Genomic DNA, 19,010 nt, shown 5'->3' on the forward strand with positions numbered 1-19,010 from the left:
CATCGGATTCCAATATAAATCACATTCTCAGGCAGTAACAGTACAATAAGATTTATCGGATATTTCAACAGACGCTTATAACAATCCACTGTATATTTTTAAATCTTCATCCTTAAACACATTAAAGATTACCTTTTTTATTCTGCTGTCTTTGTTAAGATACTGCTTTACAGTGTTCGTTGCAATCTCGGCAGCTCGTTGCTGTGGAAAACGGAATACACCTGTAGACAAACAACAGAATGCAATAGATTCCACACCAGTATCAGCTGCAAGCTTTAGGCACTCTGTGTAGCAGCTTGCCAACAGGTCTTCATCTTCTTTTGTGACTTTCCGTTGTATAATAGGTCCTACCGTATGAAGAATATATTTTGTCGAAAGATTGTATCCCGATGTTATCTTTGCTTTGCCGCTCTCTTCTTCATGCCCTTGCTTTGCCATAATTTCATGCATTTTCAGACGCAGTTCCATTCCAGCATAAGTATGAATAAAGTTATCAATACAGGCATGCATCGGTGAAAAACAACCAAGCATCTGTGAGTTACACGCATTCACGATTGCATCACATTTCAAAGTGGTAATATCCCCCTGCCAGATATATAATCTCGAATCGGATTTTACAGGTGCAAGCGTGTCAACATCTGTGATTCCACGCTCTATATTTCTTTCTGTAAGATACTCATCCTGTATTTTCAAAAAATCATTACTGATTGGTCTTGGCGGTCTGACATTCATAAGTGAGCGGAGCAGATTTTCCTGCCCCTGCTTATCCGTAGGAATGTTCTGTCTGCCAAACGGTATTTCTTCTTTTAAAAGATACTGAATCAGATATTCTCTTCGCTCATCCTGTGTCATAATACCAGCTCCCTTATATCAGTAATTGCCTTTGCCATATCACCGCCAATACCGATTGCACGTTCCCCGAAGCTTTCCGGAACTACCGCTTCATCCATATTCAGGCGTATCAAACTATAAGACGAGTTCTCCCTCACCATCTTTTCAAAAGGGAAACGTATAATAATCGGCGTATTAAATCCAACTCCAAGTTCCAAAAGAACAACCTTTTTATCTTTATGCTGTTCCAGAAACCCCGCATACCTGTCGGCTGCCTCATGCCACGCTTCATCTTCCACAAAATAATTATCACAACGGAGATTCATAGCCATATTGCCGCCACACACCGGACATTTTGGTACAAGTTCTGATGGAATCAGGCAGTCTCTTCTTGCTTTATCCATTTTACGAAACAGGTCTTTTGCATCGTAAGTCTTTGGATGACAGGCTTTCTGGCACTGGATTTTCCCATAATCTCCCTGTGTTGCAAATATTCTTTTTTCATCGAATCCCGCTTTATAAAACTGATGATCCACATTGGTTGTAAGTACAAAATATTCTTTATTCTTTACAAGATCATAAAGCTCTGTATAAAGCGGCAATGCCGGAGGATCAAAGCGGTTCATCAATGCATGTTTTGACCAGTATCCCCACTTTGCCTCCTCAGACGGATATGGATAAAATCCGGCTGCATACATATCTGTCATGTAGTACTCACCGTATTTTTTTATAAATTCTGCAAAATTGTCTGTAAACCTTTTACCACCATATTGGATTCCCGCAGCTGTCGATGCCCCGGCTCCTGCCCCGATTATAACACAGTCTGTATTTCTTATATTCTTTGCTGCCCTGTCAATCTGGTCTTCATATGCATACTTTTGGAATACATAATCCCTTGCCGGAGTACTACATAAAAAGTTTCTCCAGTCAGCATGCCCTTTTCTGATTTTCTTAAAAATCATAATGAACCTCTTTTCTCAATACACTGCTTCGGACAAATTTCTGCACATCTTCCGCAATGCAGACAATGATTCTGGTTGATAGTAACCGGAACTGAAGATATATCAATGCATTTTTGCGGACATACAGAGTAACACAGTTTGCATCCAATACATTCTTTTCCAATAAAATACCCTGTCTGAACTGCCTCGGTTTTTCCAATTGTTATAGTATCCCTCACAATATTTGATGGATTGCTGATATCAAAATACTCTCCCTGTGCCTCATACAGCCGAAACACTTCGATTGCGTCTTTCGTATCTCCCGGATAGATTTTCTTCATATATGGATTTTTTTCAAACATAATATCAAGATTCTTTTTTCCGATGTTCTTTATTTTTCCACGCAGAGACACCGCAATTTTGTCTTTTGTTGCGGATATTGCCACATACTGCTGCTCCATTAACTGGTCATAAAATGCTTTTCCCTTTGCTGTAAGGAAATACACACCTTCTTCATCATAGTACATCATATCTATGATTCTTGTCTGAGGATGTCCATCTGAACCTATCGTTGCAACTGTTGTTGAATGAATTTCATCCACCAGAAGTTTAAGATAATCCATTTTTGTCATTTCAAAGTCTCTCCTTTCAGTATCGGTGTAAGTTTTTTATATATCATCATGGCAATTGCTCCAATCACCAAGCCTTTTAAGATATTAAACGGCAATGCATTGAATAGCACAACGTCCAGCTTGGTCTTAATAAATGGCAGAAATTCGCCAAATGATGCAATCAGCTGATCCAGCGGCATAAATGTTTCAAACAGTGGAAGTAGTATAAAATAATTTACAATCGCTGCTGCTATTCCCATAACTACACTTGAAATAGCACATGCCCACATCGCCATTTTCCTAGTCTTTTTGTATTTGTATATAAAACCGGCAGCCAGTACATAGGATGCCCCCATCAGGAAATTGGCAAGTTCACCAATTCCTCCTGTTGATGTTGACAGAAGCTGTAATATATTTTTTATCAATTCTATCATCACTCCTGTAACCGGTCCAAACGCAAACGCCCCAATCAATGCAGGTAAATCTGACAGATCCATTCGTGCAAATGATGGACTCAAAGGAACCGGAAACTCTAAAAATGCCAACACATATGATATAGCTGCCAGTAGAGCTGTCATTGTTATCGTCCTTGTAGAAACTAAATTTTTTCTTGTTTTAATAGTTGCTGTATTGTTACTCATAAATCTCCTTTTTGTGAGATATGCCTGAATTTAAAACAGCCCGCAGGACGGGATTTCCTGCGGGACTTGTTTTATCATATCTTCTCTCATCCGGACTTTACCGTCGGTTATGGAATTGCACCATATCAGCTTTTGCTCGCAGACTATACTGCCGGTCAGGAATTACACCTTGCCCCGAAGACTGTAATTTTTTCTGTTAATTATCTTTAAAATTCATAAGGTGGATTTCCAGAGAAATCTGCGATTAAACCATGCGGATTTTCAAGATAGAATACCTCAAAAATAGGATTATCTGCTGTCTGATACTGTCCCTTAACGATAGGATTGTTCATGCATCCTCCTTTACACTCTTGTTGTCCTCAAATACTGCTTTGCCATGAAGGCGAATCCATGCGTATTCAGGGGAAGATACTGATACTTCTACTTCAGGATTTGCTAACATATCCTTGTAAACATCCTTTGTGTTGTTAGTACAGAACCAAAGCTTTCCGTCCTGCTCAAAACAGAACATGAATGGACGGCATTTTGCCTTTTCATCTCTTCCGACGGTTGCTAAATACTGAACCGGGTTTTTCTGTAAAAATTCTACTACTTTCTGCATTTTAAATTACCTCCTTGATATGTTGTAACAATGATTATTACATCTTGTAGCTATACAATATCATCAGTTTAATGTAATGTCAATAGTTACATCAAACTTTTTGTAACTTTTTCTGTTACAACTCCTTTTGAAGATTTTACATTGATTATGAAAAACGAAAAGGCTCCGGAAATTGTGATGATATAATCACTCATCCGAAGCCTTCTGTAGGCTACTCTTCCTCTGTATACACTGCAATATCTTTTTTCACATCAGCCAGTGTCATTTCTGAAAGTTTTTCCTCCATTGCCTTCTGTACTTCTAACAGTCTCTTATCAAGAACATGGTGAATATTCTTTCCTACCGGACATTTCTGATTGGGATTCTCATGAAAATGAAACAGTTCTTCATCTGGTGCACATTCCACTGCTTTATACACATCAAGGAATGTAATCTGCTCCAATGGTCTGGTAATTGTCACACCGCCTGTCCCTCTTGCAACTTCAATAAGACCAGCAGCCTTTAATTGTTGCAATATTTTACGAACAATCACCGGATTAGTTCCAATGCTTGCTGCCATAAAATCACTAGTCATCTTCTGATCCGAAAATGTATCTATACAGGCAAACATATGGATTGCCATTGTAAATCTGCTTGAAATCTGCATTATAAACACCTCTCTTTGACAGTAATCATATCAAAAAACAGATGTAATTTCAATGGTTACATTGTTGTTGAAAACTTAATATAAATACAATCAATAGTCTGCTTTAGAAAAAACAGGAAGATACTTTACAAAATCTTCCTGTTTTCTTTTTGTTTTAGTAATATCCTCGTTCCTCCCGCCAGTCTTTCACATAACATCGGATTCCGATATAGACCACGTGCACAAGAAGTAACAGTAGAATAAGGTTCATCGGAATGATTGATTTTATCCATTTTCCGAAGTAGATTGCAATAGCTGTACTCATTATCGCCATCATGATACTGATGATATCCCAGCAATATTTCCGGTAGATTTTCCCCACCTGATAACCAATCCAGACTATCGGTAATCCCGTCATGATGAATAAAATTCCCATAACAATAGCTGCGATTAGCCAGTACACAATCTCGGAAATGATACTATTTGAAATTCTATTGCTTAATTGTCCGAAAGAATCTGCACCTGTCACAAACTCTTGAAGCAGACTTACAATTCCTTTTCCTATCGTGCCGAAAAAAGTGATTAATCATCATTTTTTTGATATTTTTTCTTTTCCCCCACTGTAAAACAGCCTCTGAGCGTTTCGTTATATAGAGGGGTACACATACAGAGCAAAAAATACATGGATAATCCACCAGAAGGAATGACATCCAAGGACATTCGCAACATGAGCGAGGATGAACTCCTGGATATGGATTATTTCTTAAATGAAGACGATTTATTTGCCGATGAGGCTGGTGTAGAAGGCTTTTATATCTTCTAAACAGTGTCATCTTCTTCTCATGCCCGCCTTTGTGCAGGCTTTTTTCATTCAAAAGTTCGATAAAGATCGAACTTTCCTATAAAGGAATAAATAACGCCAGTACTGGATATCAAAAATCCCGCACCGGCGTTATTTATTAAAATATTTTGTTTTTTAATCTTCAACACTCTCTACTGAAACTTCTTTTTTCTTCCTACTTTTACCAGAAATCATCTTGTGTCCTGTATAAATAGCCATAATCATGCAAAGCAAAGAACTTGCTGCAAAGTACTTATGGCCTTCTTTTGATCCCTTATAACCTGTATAAAAAGTTCCAAGCATTGTAATCAGTGCACCGATAGACCAATATTTATGTGATTTCATTCAGATACCTCCTGCCGTTTTTCTTAATCATATACCTTTTAAAAGATATATACAAACTGAAAGTTTCTTTTTCTTGATAAATGGGGATTAGTTTTCCTTTTTTCCAATCAGCAATAACCACCTATGGTCAAAACATATTTGTCCCTCCTTGATATAGGGATTAAAACCTGTTTTATCTCCACCATTCAAATCGTATTCCATTTTATCAATAATATCTTTTTGAATATCCTCTGGTGTACTTGTCAAATCCATCCAACTTTGTAGATTTACAGGAACAAGTGTTGTTTCTTCAAGCTGAAGCTCAAAAGCATCCTCAAACAATGCTTCAAATTCTTCTCTGCTAAGTATTCTTGTATGTGAGTTATCACGCATCGTTTCAATAGCGTCATTAGTTTCACGCAATTCTTCTGTAGTCGCTACCATATCCCAAATAACAAGTTTTCCACCTTTTTTCAAAACTCGTTGCATCTCCCGAAAAGGCTTTTCAGGCTCAACAAAATGGTGCAATGAAAGTCTTGTAATCACAAGGTCAAATGTTTCATCTTCAAAAGGTAAGCATTCCGCATTCCCCGATACAAATGATATGTTCTGAATACCTTCTTGCTTTGCCAGTTTTTTTCCCTGCTCCAACATTGCTTCTGTCAAATCCAAACAAGTAATGTCCTTAACATAAGGAGCCACTGCTCTTCCACATATACAGGTTCCAGCAGCAACCTCCAATGCATGTTCATTGCCCTTTGCCTGAATACTACGAATCAAATAATCGGTATATTCTGCCTTAGACATATGATATGAAGCAAATTTCTCTGCTTGTGTACCAAATGATTTTTTCACTTCATTATAGTTATTCATAAACTTTTACCTCGCTGTAAACTTCCGATTTCACGACATCATTTCTAATACAGATTTTACCGTACTTTTTAATCTCAGTCCATCCTTTATACCCAGGCGATAGAAAAACTCTTCTGTTTCTGCTCCGCTGGCAAATATTTCATCACAGTACTTTTCTTTGAAATATGAAAGAAAAATTATCCCTTCATATAACGAAACGCTCAGAGCCTGTTTTACAGTGGTTAAAAGCAATCTTTTTGAAATTTCTGCATTTTACTTGAAATTCAGTAAAGAATCGGGTTGCCTTTACATAGTTTCCACTTTCGAAAAATGAAAAAACTTCAATTTTTTGAAAGTGGGTGGCTAAATAAAAACAATCACGAGAGTAAAATATCTCGATAGAATCATTGAACTGAATTCTCTTTTAAAATGATGGAGATATTTTTATTATGACGGAGATTGTAGAACATCGTAACATTAGATTTCTGCGTTTTTACCTGAAATTAAGTAAAGATAAAGAGCATATAGAATTGAATCCATACACTCTATGATTTCCAAAACGTGACATGCTCCCACCACTTAAATCTCTGATTTTGAAGTTGGGGCTTCTTGTTCAATGTCTCTACTGAACCAAGTATCTACAAGCTATCTTCGCGTGCCCCGCGATTCTTTTGCCCGGACACGGGCATATTTTTCTATTGTCCGGATACGGACAGTTTATGCTGTCAACATCCTTCTTGCCTCTTCACGGATGTTGATTGCTGCATTACGATCTCTATCCATTTCATTTCCACACGCACAGCGATAGACTCTTTCGGATAATTTCAGTTCTTTCTTTATCCTTCCACATTTACAGCATTTTTTACTGGAAGGAAAGAAACGGTCTACCTTTACCATTTTCTTTCCTTTCCATGCCAGTTTATAGTCTAACATTTCCCTGAACATTCCATATCCATTATCCTGTACGCTTTTTCCGAAATGCAAATGTTCTGTCGATAATGTTTCATAAATTTTTCAACAAGTTCCGCTGATTTCTTAATAATTCTCTTCGTGCACCTCAAAATAGCTCTGCGGATGATTACATACCGGGCATACCTCAGGTGCTTTTGTTCCTACCACAATATGTCCGCAGTTACGGCATTCCCATACCTTAACTTCGCTCTTTTCAAATACCTGTGCAGTTTCAATATTTTTAAGAAGTGCACGATATCTCTCCTCGTGATGCTTCTCAATCTCTCCTACAGCTCTGAATTTTGCTGCAAGTTCAGGAAAACCTTCTTCCTCAGCTGTTTTAGCAAAACCTTCATACATATCTGTCCACTCATAATTCTCGCCTTCTGCAGCTGCCACTAAATTTTCTTTTGTATCTCCTATTCCTGCTAATTCCTTGAACCACATCTTTGCATGTTCTTTTTCATTATCTGCGGTCTTTAAAAATAATGCTGACATCTGTTCATAGCCTTCCTTCTTGCTACAGAAGCAAAATAGGTATACTTATTTCTTGCCTGAGACTCCCCTGCAAATGCTTCCTGTAAATTTTTTTCTGTCTGTGTTCCTACGTATTTGTTTGCTGCCATTTCTTTTACCTCCGTTTTCACCACTACTTTTTCAAAATCTGATGCCGGATGCTTGCACAAAGGACATATAAAATCATCCGGTAATTCTTCGCCTACATATTCATATCCACAGATTCTGCAACGCCATATCGTCTGACCATCCTCCGTTTTTCCAACTGCCTGTGGCTTAGGTTTAATATTATTCTGATAATACTCGTATGTTACAGAAGGAATATCACTTAGAACTTCCATGTCAGTTATCTCGCCGATGAACATTGTATGCGAACCTAAATCTTCTGTTTTATTAACAGTTACAGAAATGTATGCATTGGTACCTTGTGTAATATAATAAATACCATTTGTACCCCTGGCACACTTTTCAAATGTTTCAAACTTATTGGTATCCCTTCCTGATTGAAAGCCAAAATGTTTAAATAATTCAAATTGTGCATTCTGATTCAGGACTGATACTGTAAACTTTCCAGTTCTTTCAATCATTTCATGCGTGTAATTTGTTTTATTAACGCAGATACTTAACTGGTTTGGTTCTGAAGCTGCCTGAATTGCTGTATTAATAATACATCCATTGTCTTTTTCGCCTTCCCTGGCAGTTAGTACAAACAATCCGTAACTCAACTTATACATTGCCTTTTTGTCCATGTTGTTTCTCCTTTTCCTTCCCCCTGCATTTCAGACAAATACCTTTAAACAAAATATCATAATCCAAAAATTCAATTCCATGAGTGTTATTAATTCTTTCCAGCAAGTTCGGTATTTCATCCATATCCACATCTGAAACATTGCCACACTTTATACACCTGACATGGTAGTGATTGTTCAATGCAAAATCAAACCGGTTCGGTCCATCCGGGACTTCAATTTTTCTTAAAGCACCTTCTTCTATCAAGATATCAAGGTTTCTATATACCGTTCCTTTTCCAATTGTAGGATATGCTTCTTTTATAAATTCATATACTTCATTTGCTGTAACATGTCTTTTCATCTCATATACAGCATTTCGTACGAGATCTTTCTGAATAGTATTTCTTCTATTTGTCATCCATTCTCCTTATTAGAACTAGTTCTTAATAAGGATTATATATCATTTTAAAGCTTTTGTCAATAAAACAGTAATGATTCTTGTTATTAGATAAAAGCTGTTCTTTACCAAGAATAACTCTTTATTTTGTTAAGATTTTTTAATAAAACACGAAAACAATTTGCTCTATCCATATAATATCTATAACTTTCAATTCTGTAAACATCGATTTGCACATCAAATCGTTTTCTTCATTCTATCACAGCTTCTATTGATCCGCCATCAATCTTTCAAACCAGGTATCCATAGCAAGGATAAACTTGCTTGCTCCTGACCATTCTTGCAGCATCTCATCCAAAGTCTTATGTTTCACATATTTCTGCACATATACCCACCAGGCAACACCACTGGCTTCTGATACAATGTCAGCTATGGTTTTACGCATGACCTCTTCAAATTCAGCAATTTCTTCTTTTGGAACAACATCATACAGTGTTGGTGCCTGATGACTTAATTTTACGCCATTTTCATTTGCATCTTTAAGCAGATTCTTAACTTTTTCTCTTGAATCCTCCGGTACTTTCATGTACTCCCACATAAATGCTACCACTTCGGACGGTGTGTCTTTTTTGATTGGTGGTAATTGTATAAAATCATTGTTTTCACTCATTTTCATATCCTCCTCACGATATAATAAAATCAATAATACGTTCTCTTGTCATGTCCAGTACAGTGTCCACAAATACTCCTGCAAACAGGATCAGATACAGAATTACACTCAGCGAAAATAGAAATACAACCTGTACCCAGTCATGATAACAGTATGCAGTCGCTATAATCAATAAAGTGAACATAAATCCAAGGATCCCTCTGACAACCGCATAAGTCTGTACTGTCATCTTCACTGCCAGGCCGATCACAAAAAGGATCAGCCATACCGGCAGTAATAATATCTTCCCAGCAAGTTTTAAAATAAACATGTGCACCTCCTATCTTACCAGTCCTGGCATATCATGGTTCACCTCTGCCTGATAATACCCGTTCATCGTTGACGGTGCATTAAACAGGGCTGCTAATAAATATTTCTTGATATTCTTCACCTTTGTGGTGTTACCACTCATACAGTGTAAGACATACTCGATATGTGAATAGGTCAGCATCAGAAATTTTTTCTTCACCAGTGATGCCGGATACCAATTGCTGGCAATCAATATCTTGTCGTTTTTACACATCACAGTTTCTACGATCAGGTTCACGATTTCATCTACCTGACGCATATCGTCATGATGGGTTACTTCCAGTGATTCATAATCAATGGTCTCTTTGACAAGGTTTTCATAAGCCTGATAATCCTCAGAGTGATTATCGCTATCAAATCTTTTCTCATCCACAGATATGATATGATTAGATTTATTATCATTCATTTCAGTATCACTAAGATTAGTATTATTAGGGTTTGAAATGTAAACTTCTTGAAGTTTGTTTTCGGGACTTCTAGAAGTTTGATTTTGGGACTTCATGAAGTTTGAATTGTAAACTTCTGTAGATTCCTCATTTTCCACAGAAGTTTGTTTTTTAAACTTCTTTAATTCCTCTCCAAATTTTTTCTCATCTGTTTTCTCAGGCATAAAGGTTTTCACGTAGATAACGTTCACCTTTCCAAATCCCTGTCTGCGTTTCTCAATCAGACCAATTCCTGTTTCGTCATCCAGTTCTCTCATGGATTTAATGGCTTTATTTCTGCCACAGTTCAGTAATTCCATGATATCTTCGATGGAAAAGTAGATATATGCTCTGTTTTTGTCGTCAAACCACTGATTCTTGATGGAAAGAGACATTCGATCCAACATCAGTCCATATAAAATTTTAGCATCGCTCGATAAATCTTTAAAATAACTGTCTGTAAATAATGCTTTTGGTATGCGGTAGAAGCTGAACTGATCAGCTTCGGTACCGTAAAAATAATTAAATGTCATTTTTTTCTCCATAATTTCCTCCTTTCATTTTCTGCTAAGAAGTCCTTTTTTTAAACTTCTTTGACTTTGTTTTCTTAGCTTTTTCTATCTTTAACAGGACTGTTCCTGCATCCATTTTTCTAATAATGATTCAATCACCTGTTCCATATCTTTGGCTGTGTAATCATCCGGAAAGTACTTTGTCAATTTCTTTTCCGAGAAAGTGAGAGACCGGGATACTTTCTTTGCCATCACACAGTTATTGAAAATTGATAACATCTGAATCTGATTGATTGGTCCATCATTTAGCTGATTTCTAAGTGCTGCAATCTGTTTTGGCTTGATAAATCCAGTGTCTCTGATATATTCGTAAATCCATTCCTGTACTTCCTTATCGATATAGGAGATATTGACAGCAACCGTAAACTGAAGCTTCTTGTTATCTACCAGATCAAGAAGTTCCGGAATAAGTTCTGTTAATCGTACAAATCTTTGAACCTGAGCTCTACTTTCCCCAACTTGCTTGCTCAAGACTTCATCAGATCTCAACTTCGTCTCATTTTGAGACAAAGTTAAATCTGTTCTAACTCCCTGTCTTTTCATTGCCTCTAGTTTCATCTTATAAGCAAATGCTTTCTCACTCGGCAACAATTCCTCTCGCTGAATGTTAGCGTCCACCATAGCCACAATGGCATCATCATCCGATAATTCTCTTACGATTGCCGGAATAGTTGTAAGTCCTGCAAGCTGTGCTGCATGCATTCTTCTGTGACCGGATACCATTTCATATTCTTCATTATCATCCATTCGAAGCAGTACCGGTGTCAGTACTCCATTGATTCTTACACTTTCAACCAGATCCTGCATCTTTTCATCATCCAGCACCTTGAACGGATGATTTTTAAACGGATGGATCTTACTAATCTCTATCTCCATTGCAGATTCTTCATTTACCACACCAAGCAGTTCATCAATGCTTGCCAGTTTAATCTTTTCGCCACTTCTATTTTTCATTTTTCAAAACCTCCTGTGTTAAGTTCTTATATGCTTCGGCAACTTTTCCTTTCGGGCAGTGCATGTAGATGCTTTTTCCCTCTGCACTGGTCTCAGCTGCTTTTACGGACATCGGAATCACATTTTCAAATACTTCTATCTGGCTTCCGTATGTTGTATGTACTCTCGATGCAATGTCCCTTGCGTAATTGGTTCTGAAATCAACCATAGTCAACAGAATGCCCTCAATCGCCAGTTTCCGGTTCAGCCTTTTCTTTACTGTAAGAATGGTCTTGATCAGCTGCTGAAGTCCTTTCACCGGCAGATATGCGGCCTGTACAGGTATCAGCACGGAATCGGAAGAGACCAGTGCATTGATTGTCATCATACCAAGACTTGGCATACAGTCGATCAGGATATAATCGTATCGGCCTCTTATCGCATCGATATATTCCTTCATGATCATTTCTCTGCTCATAACATTTCCCATCGTTACTTCCAGGGCAGAAAGCTCAATATTTGCCGGAAGTAGATCTACATTTTCCTGGTGATGTAAGATACCATCTTCCAGAGAGATTTCTTCTTCGTTAATGACATCCATCATAATCGTTGCCAGTGTGATGCGAAGATCATCCGGTTCCTCATATCCAAGACTTGCGGTTAAACTTCCCTGTGGATCCGCGTCGATCAGCAACACTTTCTTACCTTCTCTTGCCAGTCCAATGCCTACATTTACGGTTGTGGTGGTCTTTCCGACGCCACCTTTCTGGTTTACTACGGATATAACTTTACACATGATTGCTTCCTCCTTTAACTTTCCCATGATTCTTTTTTCCATAATTTCAACAGTGCCAGTATTTCCCGTTTCATCATTGCCGGTGTATAAGAATTTGGAAAATACTTGTGCAACTGCTCGTTTGTGAATGCCACTCTTGTGATCTCACCCTTTTTCACTTCACACATGATCTCTTCCATCTTTTCCAGTGACAACTGTTTTTCTTTACTCAGTTGCCGGATCCTCTGGGCCTGTGAGAGTGATGGGATTGCCTGTGCATACTCCATTGCTACAAGCAGTTCTCTTTGTTCTTTTTCACTTAATGCAGCTATCTCTACAGCCGGACAAAAAGAAATGATCTCATCATCCAGTTTCTGCAACATTTCCGGTATCAGTTTTGTCAGTGAGATATAACGCTGCACTTGTTTTGGGCTATCACCACAATCTTCACTGATGATTTCTATTGCCCGCTTTCTTGGTGTTTTGTGGTCAACTTGGCTCTTTTTTCGACCACTTTTTCTTTTTAATACGTCATTCTTCAGTTTGTAAGCAAAAGCTTTTTCACTGTAGCTGATCCGTTCTCTGTGAAGATTGGAATCTACCATGCTCAAGATGGAATCATCTTCACTTAATACCCGGATGATCACCGGTACTTTACGGTATCCCAGTTTCTCCGCAGCATGTTTTCTTCTGTGGCCGGATATGATCTCATAGTATCCATCCGGTACCGGTCTGACGATCAGCGGATTTAATATTCCATACTTTTCAATGCTTTCCTGCAGAAGAAACATTTCCTTATCATCCTTCACCTGAAACGGATGCTCTTTGAACGGTCGAAGACGCTCAATCTCAATTTCTATGATTCTTTCTTCGTTTTCTTCTGATTGTCTGTTTGGTTCAGTCATCTTGACTCCTTTCCTCCAGGATTCAGGAAATAAAAAATGCCTGCCTGGAACTTTTATAGATAGTAAAGTTCCAAACAGACATTGCTGTTTGACCATTAGCTGTAGCTAATAGAATTGAATACTGTTTCAGCTAATTCATGTTTGCAGGTTTGGGAGAGATTGTTTCTTTTCCCGCCTTTTCTCTGATTTACATCCCCGAATAAGGGGTGACAACAGAGCGGAACCCAAATGTTAGCTGAACTTCCTAAAACCCATGTTTGCAAACCGGTAATTTTGATTAGCTGTCAGCTAACAAAAATCAGATTGCGTTAGCTGGAAATTGATCATTTTGAATGGAAAATCATGTCACGAACGTGATTAGAAAATAACAAAAGCGTTCGTTGTCAGCTAATCCAGCTAACATTTTCGAACGCTTTGAAGCCCGTCGCCAAGAGGATTTGAACCTCCGACCCCTCGCTTAGGAGGCGAGTGCTCTATCCAGCTGAGCTATGACGACACATGCCGCAAACCCTTGATTTTACTGGGTTTCTGGGATTTTTCCCTTCGGCCATATATAAGATTATCAACTCTATTTCAAGTTGTCAATCTACAGATTTTTTTGATTTGGTAACATTAGAACGTTCCCCAAATTGGGGAATGCTTTGTTGTCACCTTTGGCATTATTCAGAATAGATTCGAACTGAAAGTTGTTTTTCATTTTTTCCCTTTGGGGAATGCCTCGGCTTTCTCTTAGGAGGACCCTGTTATATCCATTTAACTAACGAGACATACTATAATTTCCGGCTAAACCTAAGTTTCCACCGAAAATTATACTATACCTGGCTTCAAAAGACAAGAACTTTTACTGAAAATTGATCCGTCCCTGAAGCAATATTTCACCTTTAAACCGCCTTCCAATCTCCGGTTCTCCTGACAACTCTGCCATTGGGACACAGACATCAAAATGCAGATCATTGACATTCAATGTAAGAATATACAGCGTCTCATTTGTTTTGTCATTCACAACCATCTGCATATCCAGTATTTCTCCAAGAATCGAATACAACGTACATTCCAGTCCATAAGGCATAAAGTAGGTTGCAACAATACTTAAAACGTCTTCTTTTCCGATTCTCTGTGATACTTTTGAATATGTATCGATATCATCAAGCGTCAGACTTTCCAATGCCTGAGAATCTCCCTGTCTCGCAGCGCTGAGCAGCATCATACGATTATGTGCCTCTTCCTGCTGTGCCTGTTGGACTGCTTCATTCTTCACGATCGGAAGCAGTATTTTCCCCCGGTTAGCGAGTCCCGCAAGCGTAACACTTGTTGACCTTGTTCCCAGTGTCTGAAGCTGATATTCCTTCATATATTCCACATTATTTTGTAACTGAAATATTATGCTGACACCTACCCTGGCGTCCTCACAGACGCCAAGATAAGCCTCTTGATCTATTTTTTTCTCTACAACTACATCGGCGTAGGAGGTAATTCCACTTCCTTCAAAATACGGAAAATAATATTCTCGTTCAAATTCATCCCAGCCATTTATTTCTCCGCAGGACTTCACTCCGATTCCAATTCCGTACTCTCTTACAAACTCGCAAAAATCACAATCTTTTGTCAGCTCTGCCAACGTATGACTTGAAAAATCTTCTTCTGTTTCCTCCAAAAGCTCTCTCTCCTGCCGACGGGTTGTAATATTTGAAAATCCAATTGCTTTTAAATATTGATGCATCAAATCCTCTTCCTAGCGTGTCACAGGCTGAAGTTCTGTCTTTCCTCCCATGTATGGCTGTAATGCCTCCGGAATCTTCACAGAGCCGTCTGCCTGCAGATTGTTCTCTAAAAATGCAATCAGCATTCTTGGCGGTGCTACTACTGTATTGTTAAGTGTATGTGCAAAGTATTTACCGTTTTCACCATTCACACGGATTTTCAGACGTCTTGCCTGTGCATCTCCGAGATTTGAACAGCTTCCTACTTCAAAGTATTTTTTCTGTCTTGGAGACCATGCTTCTACGTCACAAGATTTTACTTTTAAGTCTGCCAGATCTCCTGAACAGCATTCTAATGTACGAACCGGAATATCCAATGTACGGAAGAAATCTACCGTGTTCTTCCACATAATGTCATACCATTTTTTACTTTCTTCCGGTTTACATACAACTACCATTTCCTGTTTTTCAAACTGATGAATACGATATACTCCACGTTCCTCAATTCCATGTGCACCTTTTTCTTTTCGGAAACATGGAGAATAACTTGTTAATGTCTGTGGAAGTTCGCTCTCATCCAACATCTGATCGATGAATTTACCAATCATAGAGTGTTCACTTGTTCCGATCAGATACAGATCTTCACCTTCAATTTTATACATCATTGCATCCATCTCTGCAAAGCTCATAACACCTGTTACAACGCTGCTGCGAATCATGTATGGCGGAATATAGTAAGTAAATCCTCTGTCAATCATGAAATCTCTTGCATAAGAGATTACTGCAGAATGAAGTCTTGCGATATCTCCTTTCAGATAATAAAATCCATTTCCTGCCACACGTCCGGCAGCATCAAGGTCAATTCCATCGAAGCTTTTCATGATATCTGCGTGATATGGAATCTCAAAATCAGGAACAACCGGTTCTCCGAATTTTTCAATTTCCACATTTTCACTGTCATCTTTTCCAATCGGAACAGAAGGATCAATAATGTTCGGAATTACCATCATAATCTGCAAAATACGATCTTCTACTTCTTTTTCTCTTGCAGACAGTTCTTCGATTCTTTCTGCCTCTTCAGCAACCTGTTTCTTATATCCTTCTGCTTCTTCTTTCTTTCCCTGTGCCATGCAAGCACCAATCATTTTAGAAATTTTGTTCTTATTTGCCCGCAGCGCTTCTACTTCCTGCTTAATATTTCTGTTTTCTACATCTAATTCGATTACTTCATCTACCAACGGAAGTTTCTCATCCTGAAATTTATTTTTAATGTTCTGTTTTACTACGTCTGGATTGCTTCTTAAAAATTTAATATCTAACATGTTTTTTCTCCTTTATATCTCATTCTTTAAAATCTAGCCATAAGCTTCCTGAAAAATTGCTCTGTCCAGGGATTCTTCCTCTTCTTCACACAATTCTATATAACTCTGGCCTTTAATTACTTCTTTCATATAAGTATAGCATCTTTCCTGGGTGTGCATGACATTTAAAATGAAACCATTGTCATCTCCATCTAGCAATGTCAGCGCAAAACTTAATTTATGCTCCATCCCCTCAAATGCATTATACCGCACAATACCTACTTTCTGGTAATGTTCTTTCAAATGTTGACTAATTTCTTTTAATTCATTCTCAATAGTTCCGGTTTTTTCCGCTATCTGATCTAATTCGAGGAATTTCTGGTTTATCTCTTCTTCCAAAGTTTTTCCATCTTTTCCTTTCATAAACCTGTTATAGCTGTTTTTCAACCGATTATATTTCATATTCACACTGACCGTAAAGAAAAACAGTAAAACAATCATAATGAACATTGCAAGAAACAGATACCCCGGATCAATTCCGATGCTTTCTAACATCCTGCTTTCCATATACCATACTCCCTTTTATCTAATTGTTCTTCCCTGATTGTTCTCTATTTCATCCCCATTACCATCTCGAATATACGTTCGAGGTCGTCTTGTGAATAATACTCTATTTCAATTTTTCCTTTTCCGTTACGTTTCTGGTTAACGTGTACTTTCGTTCCCATTACAGATTTCATTTTTTCTTCTAAATCACGATAAATGAAATCATTTTCAACCTCTCTTTTCGCTTTCTCCTTTTTTGGAGTTTTCAAAGATTTAATGAGTTTTTCCGTTTCACGAACACTTAATTTCTCATCAAAAATCTTGTTTGCAAGTACATATTGCTGTTCCTGATCTTCAATTGCCAACAAAGCTCTGGCATGTCCGGTTGTAATCATGTCATCAACAATCATCTGCTGAACTTTTTCATTTAATTTCAGAAGACGCATGGAGTTTGTTACTGCTGTTCTGCTCTTAGAAACTCTTTCGGCTACTTCATCCTGCTTTAAATGAAATTCTGTAAGCAATTTTTTGAAAGCCATAGCTTCTTCAATGGGATTCAAATTTTCTCTTTGGATATTCTCAATCAATGCAATCTCTACGACTTCTTGATCGGTAAATTCCTTTACAATTACCGGAACTTCTTTCAGACCAGCTATCTTTGCAGCTCTCCATCTTCTTTCTCCTGCAATGATTTCATAGTAATCATTTTTCTTCTGTACAATAAGCGGCTGCAAAACTCCAATTTGCTTAATAGAATCTGCAAGTTCTAAAAGCGAATCTTCTTCGAAATTTCTTCTCGGCTGTTCACGGTTCGGTTCAACCTTCGTAATCTTCACCATCTGTTCGCCGCTTTCGCGGATTTCAAAATCTTTCTTCTTTGCCGGAGTTTTTTCCAATTGCACAGCTTTTTCCGGAAGTTTATCATGTTTGTGATCCGGAATCAAACTATCTAATCCCTTTCCCAAACCGCCTCTTTTTACTGCCATGATTATTCTTCCTCCTCTCTTGCAATCACTTCGTCTGCCAAAAGCATATAGCTCTCTGCTCCTGTAGATTTCGGATCATATATATTGATTGGAAGTCCGTGACTTGGTGCTTCTGCAAGACGGATATTTCTAGGAATAATTGTCTTGTAAATCCTCTGTTGAAGATTGTCTTTCACATTTTCCACTACTTGTAGTGAAAGATTTGTTCTTGCATCATACATAGTAAATACAACGCCTTCCATTTCCAATAGTGGATTCAATCTTTCTCTAACAAGTTCGATTGTATGAATTAATTGGCTTAATCCTTCCAATGCATAATATTCACACTGAATAGGTACGAGAACGGTATCTGCGGTTGTCATCGCATTGATCGTCAACATACTCAGTGACGGTGGACAGTCAATAATTACAAAATCATAATTATCTCTAATCTTATTTACCTCATCGCGAATAATAAACTCTTTATTCTCCACTCCGATCAATTCAATTTCTGCTCCCGATAAATCTATATTAGTTGGAAGAACATCCAAATTTTCTAATGCTTCTTTGCAGAGTACTTCCTCGATTGTTGCCTGTCCAATGATCAGATCATAAACTGTCTTTTCTACACCATCTTTATCTATTCCGAGTCCACTTGTCATGTTTCCCTGCGGATCCATGTCAATCGCTAAAACCTTTTTCCCTTTTGCTGCAAGGCATGAAGACAAATTGATGGATGTAGTTGTTTTTCCTACGCCGCCCTTCTGATTTGCAACGGCTATTATTCTTCCCATACGATGTCACCTTTCTATATCTATACTCCTGTTTCTTTCATACCTACTTTTGCCGTAAGTGTGTTACTATATGATTATAGCATCTTTTTTCTTTAGATTCCATAGAATGTTTCACGTGAAACATTTTTTATTTACTTTTTCTTTATGTTTCATAAAGATTTTATTTGACTTTCGTTTATAAATACTGCTTTTTATAAAACGATTCATATGTCAC

At 37.9% G+C, this 19,010-nt stretch carries 21 protein-coding genes, 1 tRNA gene, 3 pseudogenes and 1 riboswitch; all 25 genes and pseudogenes read right to left on the bottom strand.

Features of this window, described 5'->3' with window-relative positions:
• Nucleotides 1–75: 75 nt before the first annotated feature.
• The 25 genes and pseudogenes from DWX73_RS03380 to DWX73_RS03515 all read right to left on the bottom strand — a co-directional run bounded on the left by DWX73_RS03380 (nt 76) and on the right by DWX73_RS03515 (nt 18,796).
• Nucleotides 76–852, bottom strand: a complete 777-nt coding sequence (locus DWX73_RS03380) for a protein-ADP-ribose hydrolase (RefSeq protein WP_118346897.1) — start codon at nt 850–852, stop codon at nt 76–78.
• Nucleotides 849–1,793, bottom strand: coding sequence for a Sir2 silent information regulator family NAD-dependent deacetylase (locus DWX73_RS03385; protein WP_118346899.1), 945 nt, complete (start codon nt 1,791–1,793; stop codon nt 849–851). Before DWX73_RS03385 ends, DWX73_RS03380 begins: the two co-directional genes overlap by 4 nt.
• Complete coding sequence (locus tag DWX73_RS03390) at nt 1,790–2,404, bottom strand: 4Fe-4S binding protein (protein ID WP_019162392.1); 615 nt, start codon at nt 2,402–2,404, stop codon at nt 1,790–1,792. Before DWX73_RS03390 ends, DWX73_RS03385 begins: the two co-directional genes overlap by 4 nt.
• Nucleotides 2,401–3,024, bottom strand: a complete 624-nt coding sequence (locus DWX73_RS03395; RefSeq protein WP_118346901.1) for an ECF transporter S component — start codon at nt 3,022–3,024, stop codon at nt 2,401–2,403. Before DWX73_RS03395 ends, DWX73_RS03390 begins: the two co-directional genes overlap by 4 nt.
• A 74-nt stretch (nt 3,025–3,098) precedes the next feature.
• A riboswitch (FMN riboswitch) is annotated at nt 3,099–3,210 on the bottom strand.
• A gap of 20 nt (nt 3,211–3,230) precedes the next feature.
• Nucleotides 3,231–3,625 (bottom strand): annotated as a pseudogene (locus DWX73_RS03400) (pyridoxamine 5'-phosphate oxidase family protein).
• Nucleotides 3,626–3,836: 211 nt separating this feature from the next.
• The gene (locus DWX73_RS03405; RefSeq protein ID WP_009243644.1) at nt 3,837–4,271 is read right to left on the bottom strand and encodes an Rrf2 family transcriptional regulator; all 435 of its coding nucleotides are present in this window, start codon (nt 4,269–4,271) and stop codon (nt 3,837–3,839) included.
• A gap of 154 nt (nt 4,272–4,425) precedes the next feature.
• Nucleotides 4,426–4,779, bottom strand: a complete 354-nt coding sequence (locus DWX73_RS03410; protein ID WP_242996589.1) for a DUF6040 family protein — start codon at nt 4,777–4,779, stop codon at nt 4,426–4,428.
• A 447-nt stretch (nt 4,780–5,226) separates the two neighbouring features.
• Complete coding sequence (locus tag DWX73_RS03420; RefSeq protein WP_008392833.1) at nt 5,227–5,436, bottom strand: DUF6219 family protein; 210 nt, start codon at nt 5,434–5,436, stop codon at nt 5,227–5,229.
• Nucleotides 5,437–5,523: 87 nt separating this feature from the next.
• Nucleotides 5,524–6,288, bottom strand: a complete 765-nt coding sequence (locus DWX73_RS03425; RefSeq protein ID WP_023924069.1) for a class I SAM-dependent methyltransferase — start codon at nt 6,286–6,288, stop codon at nt 5,524–5,526.
• A gap of 696 nt (nt 6,289–6,984) precedes the next feature.
• The gene (locus DWX73_RS03435) at nt 6,985–7,212 is read right to left on the bottom strand and encodes a transposase (RefSeq protein ID WP_278321067.1); all 228 of its coding nucleotides are present in this window, start codon (nt 7,210–7,212) and stop codon (nt 6,985–6,987) included.
• Between the two features lie 90 nt (nt 7,213–7,302).
• A pseudogene (gene rbr / locus DWX73_RS03440) lies at nt 7,303–7,844 on the bottom strand (rubrerythrin).
• Between the two features lie 21 nt (nt 7,845–7,865).
• Nucleotides 7,866–8,483 (bottom strand): annotated as a pseudogene (locus DWX73_RS14640) (flavin reductase); the annotation flags it as partial.
• The gene (locus tag DWX73_RS03450; protein WP_118346907.1) at nt 8,461–8,883 is read right to left on the bottom strand and encodes a Fur family transcriptional regulator; all 423 of its coding nucleotides are present in this window, start codon (nt 8,881–8,883) and stop codon (nt 8,461–8,463) included. The gene DWX73_RS03450 and the pseudogene DWX73_RS14640, both read right to left, overlap by 23 nt.
• Before the next feature lie 247 nt (nt 8,884–9,130).
• Nucleotides 9,131–9,538 (bottom strand): hypothetical protein, encoded by a 408-nt coding sequence (locus tag DWX73_RS03455; protein ID WP_118346933.1) that lies wholly within the window; start codon nt 9,536–9,538, stop codon nt 9,131–9,133.
• A gap of 7 nt (nt 9,539–9,545) precedes the next feature.
• Nucleotides 9,546–9,842 carry a hypothetical protein gene (locus DWX73_RS03460; protein ID WP_118346909.1) on the bottom strand — a complete coding sequence of 99 codons (297 nt, stop codon included), beginning with the start codon at nt 9,840–9,842 and terminating at the stop codon, nt 9,546–9,548.
• A 9-nt stretch (nt 9,843–9,851) separates the two neighbouring features.
• Complete coding sequence (locus DWX73_RS03465; protein WP_117762204.1) at nt 9,852–10,850, bottom strand: DUF6017 domain-containing protein; 999 nt, start codon at nt 10,848–10,850, stop codon at nt 9,852–9,854.
• A gap of 78 nt (nt 10,851–10,928) precedes the next feature.
• Nucleotides 10,929–11,831, bottom strand: a complete 903-nt coding sequence (locus DWX73_RS03470) for a ParB/RepB/Spo0J family partition protein (protein WP_118346911.1) — start codon at nt 11,829–11,831, stop codon at nt 10,929–10,931.
• Complete coding sequence (locus DWX73_RS03475) at nt 11,821–12,606, bottom strand: ParA family protein (RefSeq protein ID WP_005334870.1); 786 nt, start codon at nt 12,604–12,606, stop codon at nt 11,821–11,823. Before DWX73_RS03475 ends, DWX73_RS03470 begins: the two co-directional genes overlap by 11 nt.
• Nucleotides 12,607–12,620: 14 nt before the next feature.
• Nucleotides 12,621–13,586, bottom strand: a complete 966-nt coding sequence (locus DWX73_RS03480) for a ParB/RepB/Spo0J family partition protein (protein ID WP_006427144.1) — start codon at nt 13,584–13,586, stop codon at nt 12,621–12,623.
• A gap of 326 nt (nt 13,587–13,912) precedes the next feature.
• Nucleotides 13,913–13,986, bottom strand: a tRNA-Arg gene (locus DWX73_RS03490).
• A 345-nt stretch (nt 13,987–14,331) separates the two neighbouring features.
• A complete protein-coding gene (locus DWX73_RS03495) occupies nt 14,332–15,210 on the bottom strand; it encodes a DUF3881 family protein (protein WP_118346913.1) in 879 nt (292 codons plus the stop codon).
• Nucleotides 15,211–15,222: 12 nt separating this feature from the next.
• Nucleotides 15,223–16,512, bottom strand: a complete 1,290-nt coding sequence (gene serS / locus DWX73_RS03500; protein ID WP_118346915.1) for a serine--tRNA ligase — start codon at nt 16,510–16,512, stop codon at nt 15,223–15,225.
• A gap of 33 nt (nt 16,513–16,545) precedes the next feature.
• Nucleotides 16,546–17,058 carry a DUF4446 family protein gene (locus DWX73_RS03505; RefSeq protein WP_118346917.1) on the bottom strand — a complete coding sequence of 171 codons (513 nt, stop codon included), beginning with the start codon at nt 17,056–17,058 and terminating at the stop codon, nt 16,546–16,548.
• A 44-nt stretch (nt 17,059–17,102) separates the two neighbouring features.
• Entirely contained in the window at nt 17,103–18,023 is a 921-nt protein-coding gene (locus DWX73_RS03510; RefSeq protein WP_118346919.1) for a ParB/RepB/Spo0J family partition protein, read from the bottom strand.
• A gap of 2 nt (nt 18,024–18,025) precedes the next feature.
• Complete coding sequence (locus DWX73_RS03515) at nt 18,026–18,796, bottom strand: ParA family protein (RefSeq protein WP_118346921.1); 771 nt, start codon at nt 18,794–18,796, stop codon at nt 18,026–18,028.
• Nucleotides 18,797–19,010 lie beyond the last annotated feature (214 nt).

This window comes from Coprococcus sp. AF21-14LB (genome assembly GCF_003458885.1).
In the GTDB taxonomy this organism is placed as follows: domain Bacteria; phylum Bacillota; class Clostridia; order Lachnospirales; family Lachnospiraceae; genus UBA9414.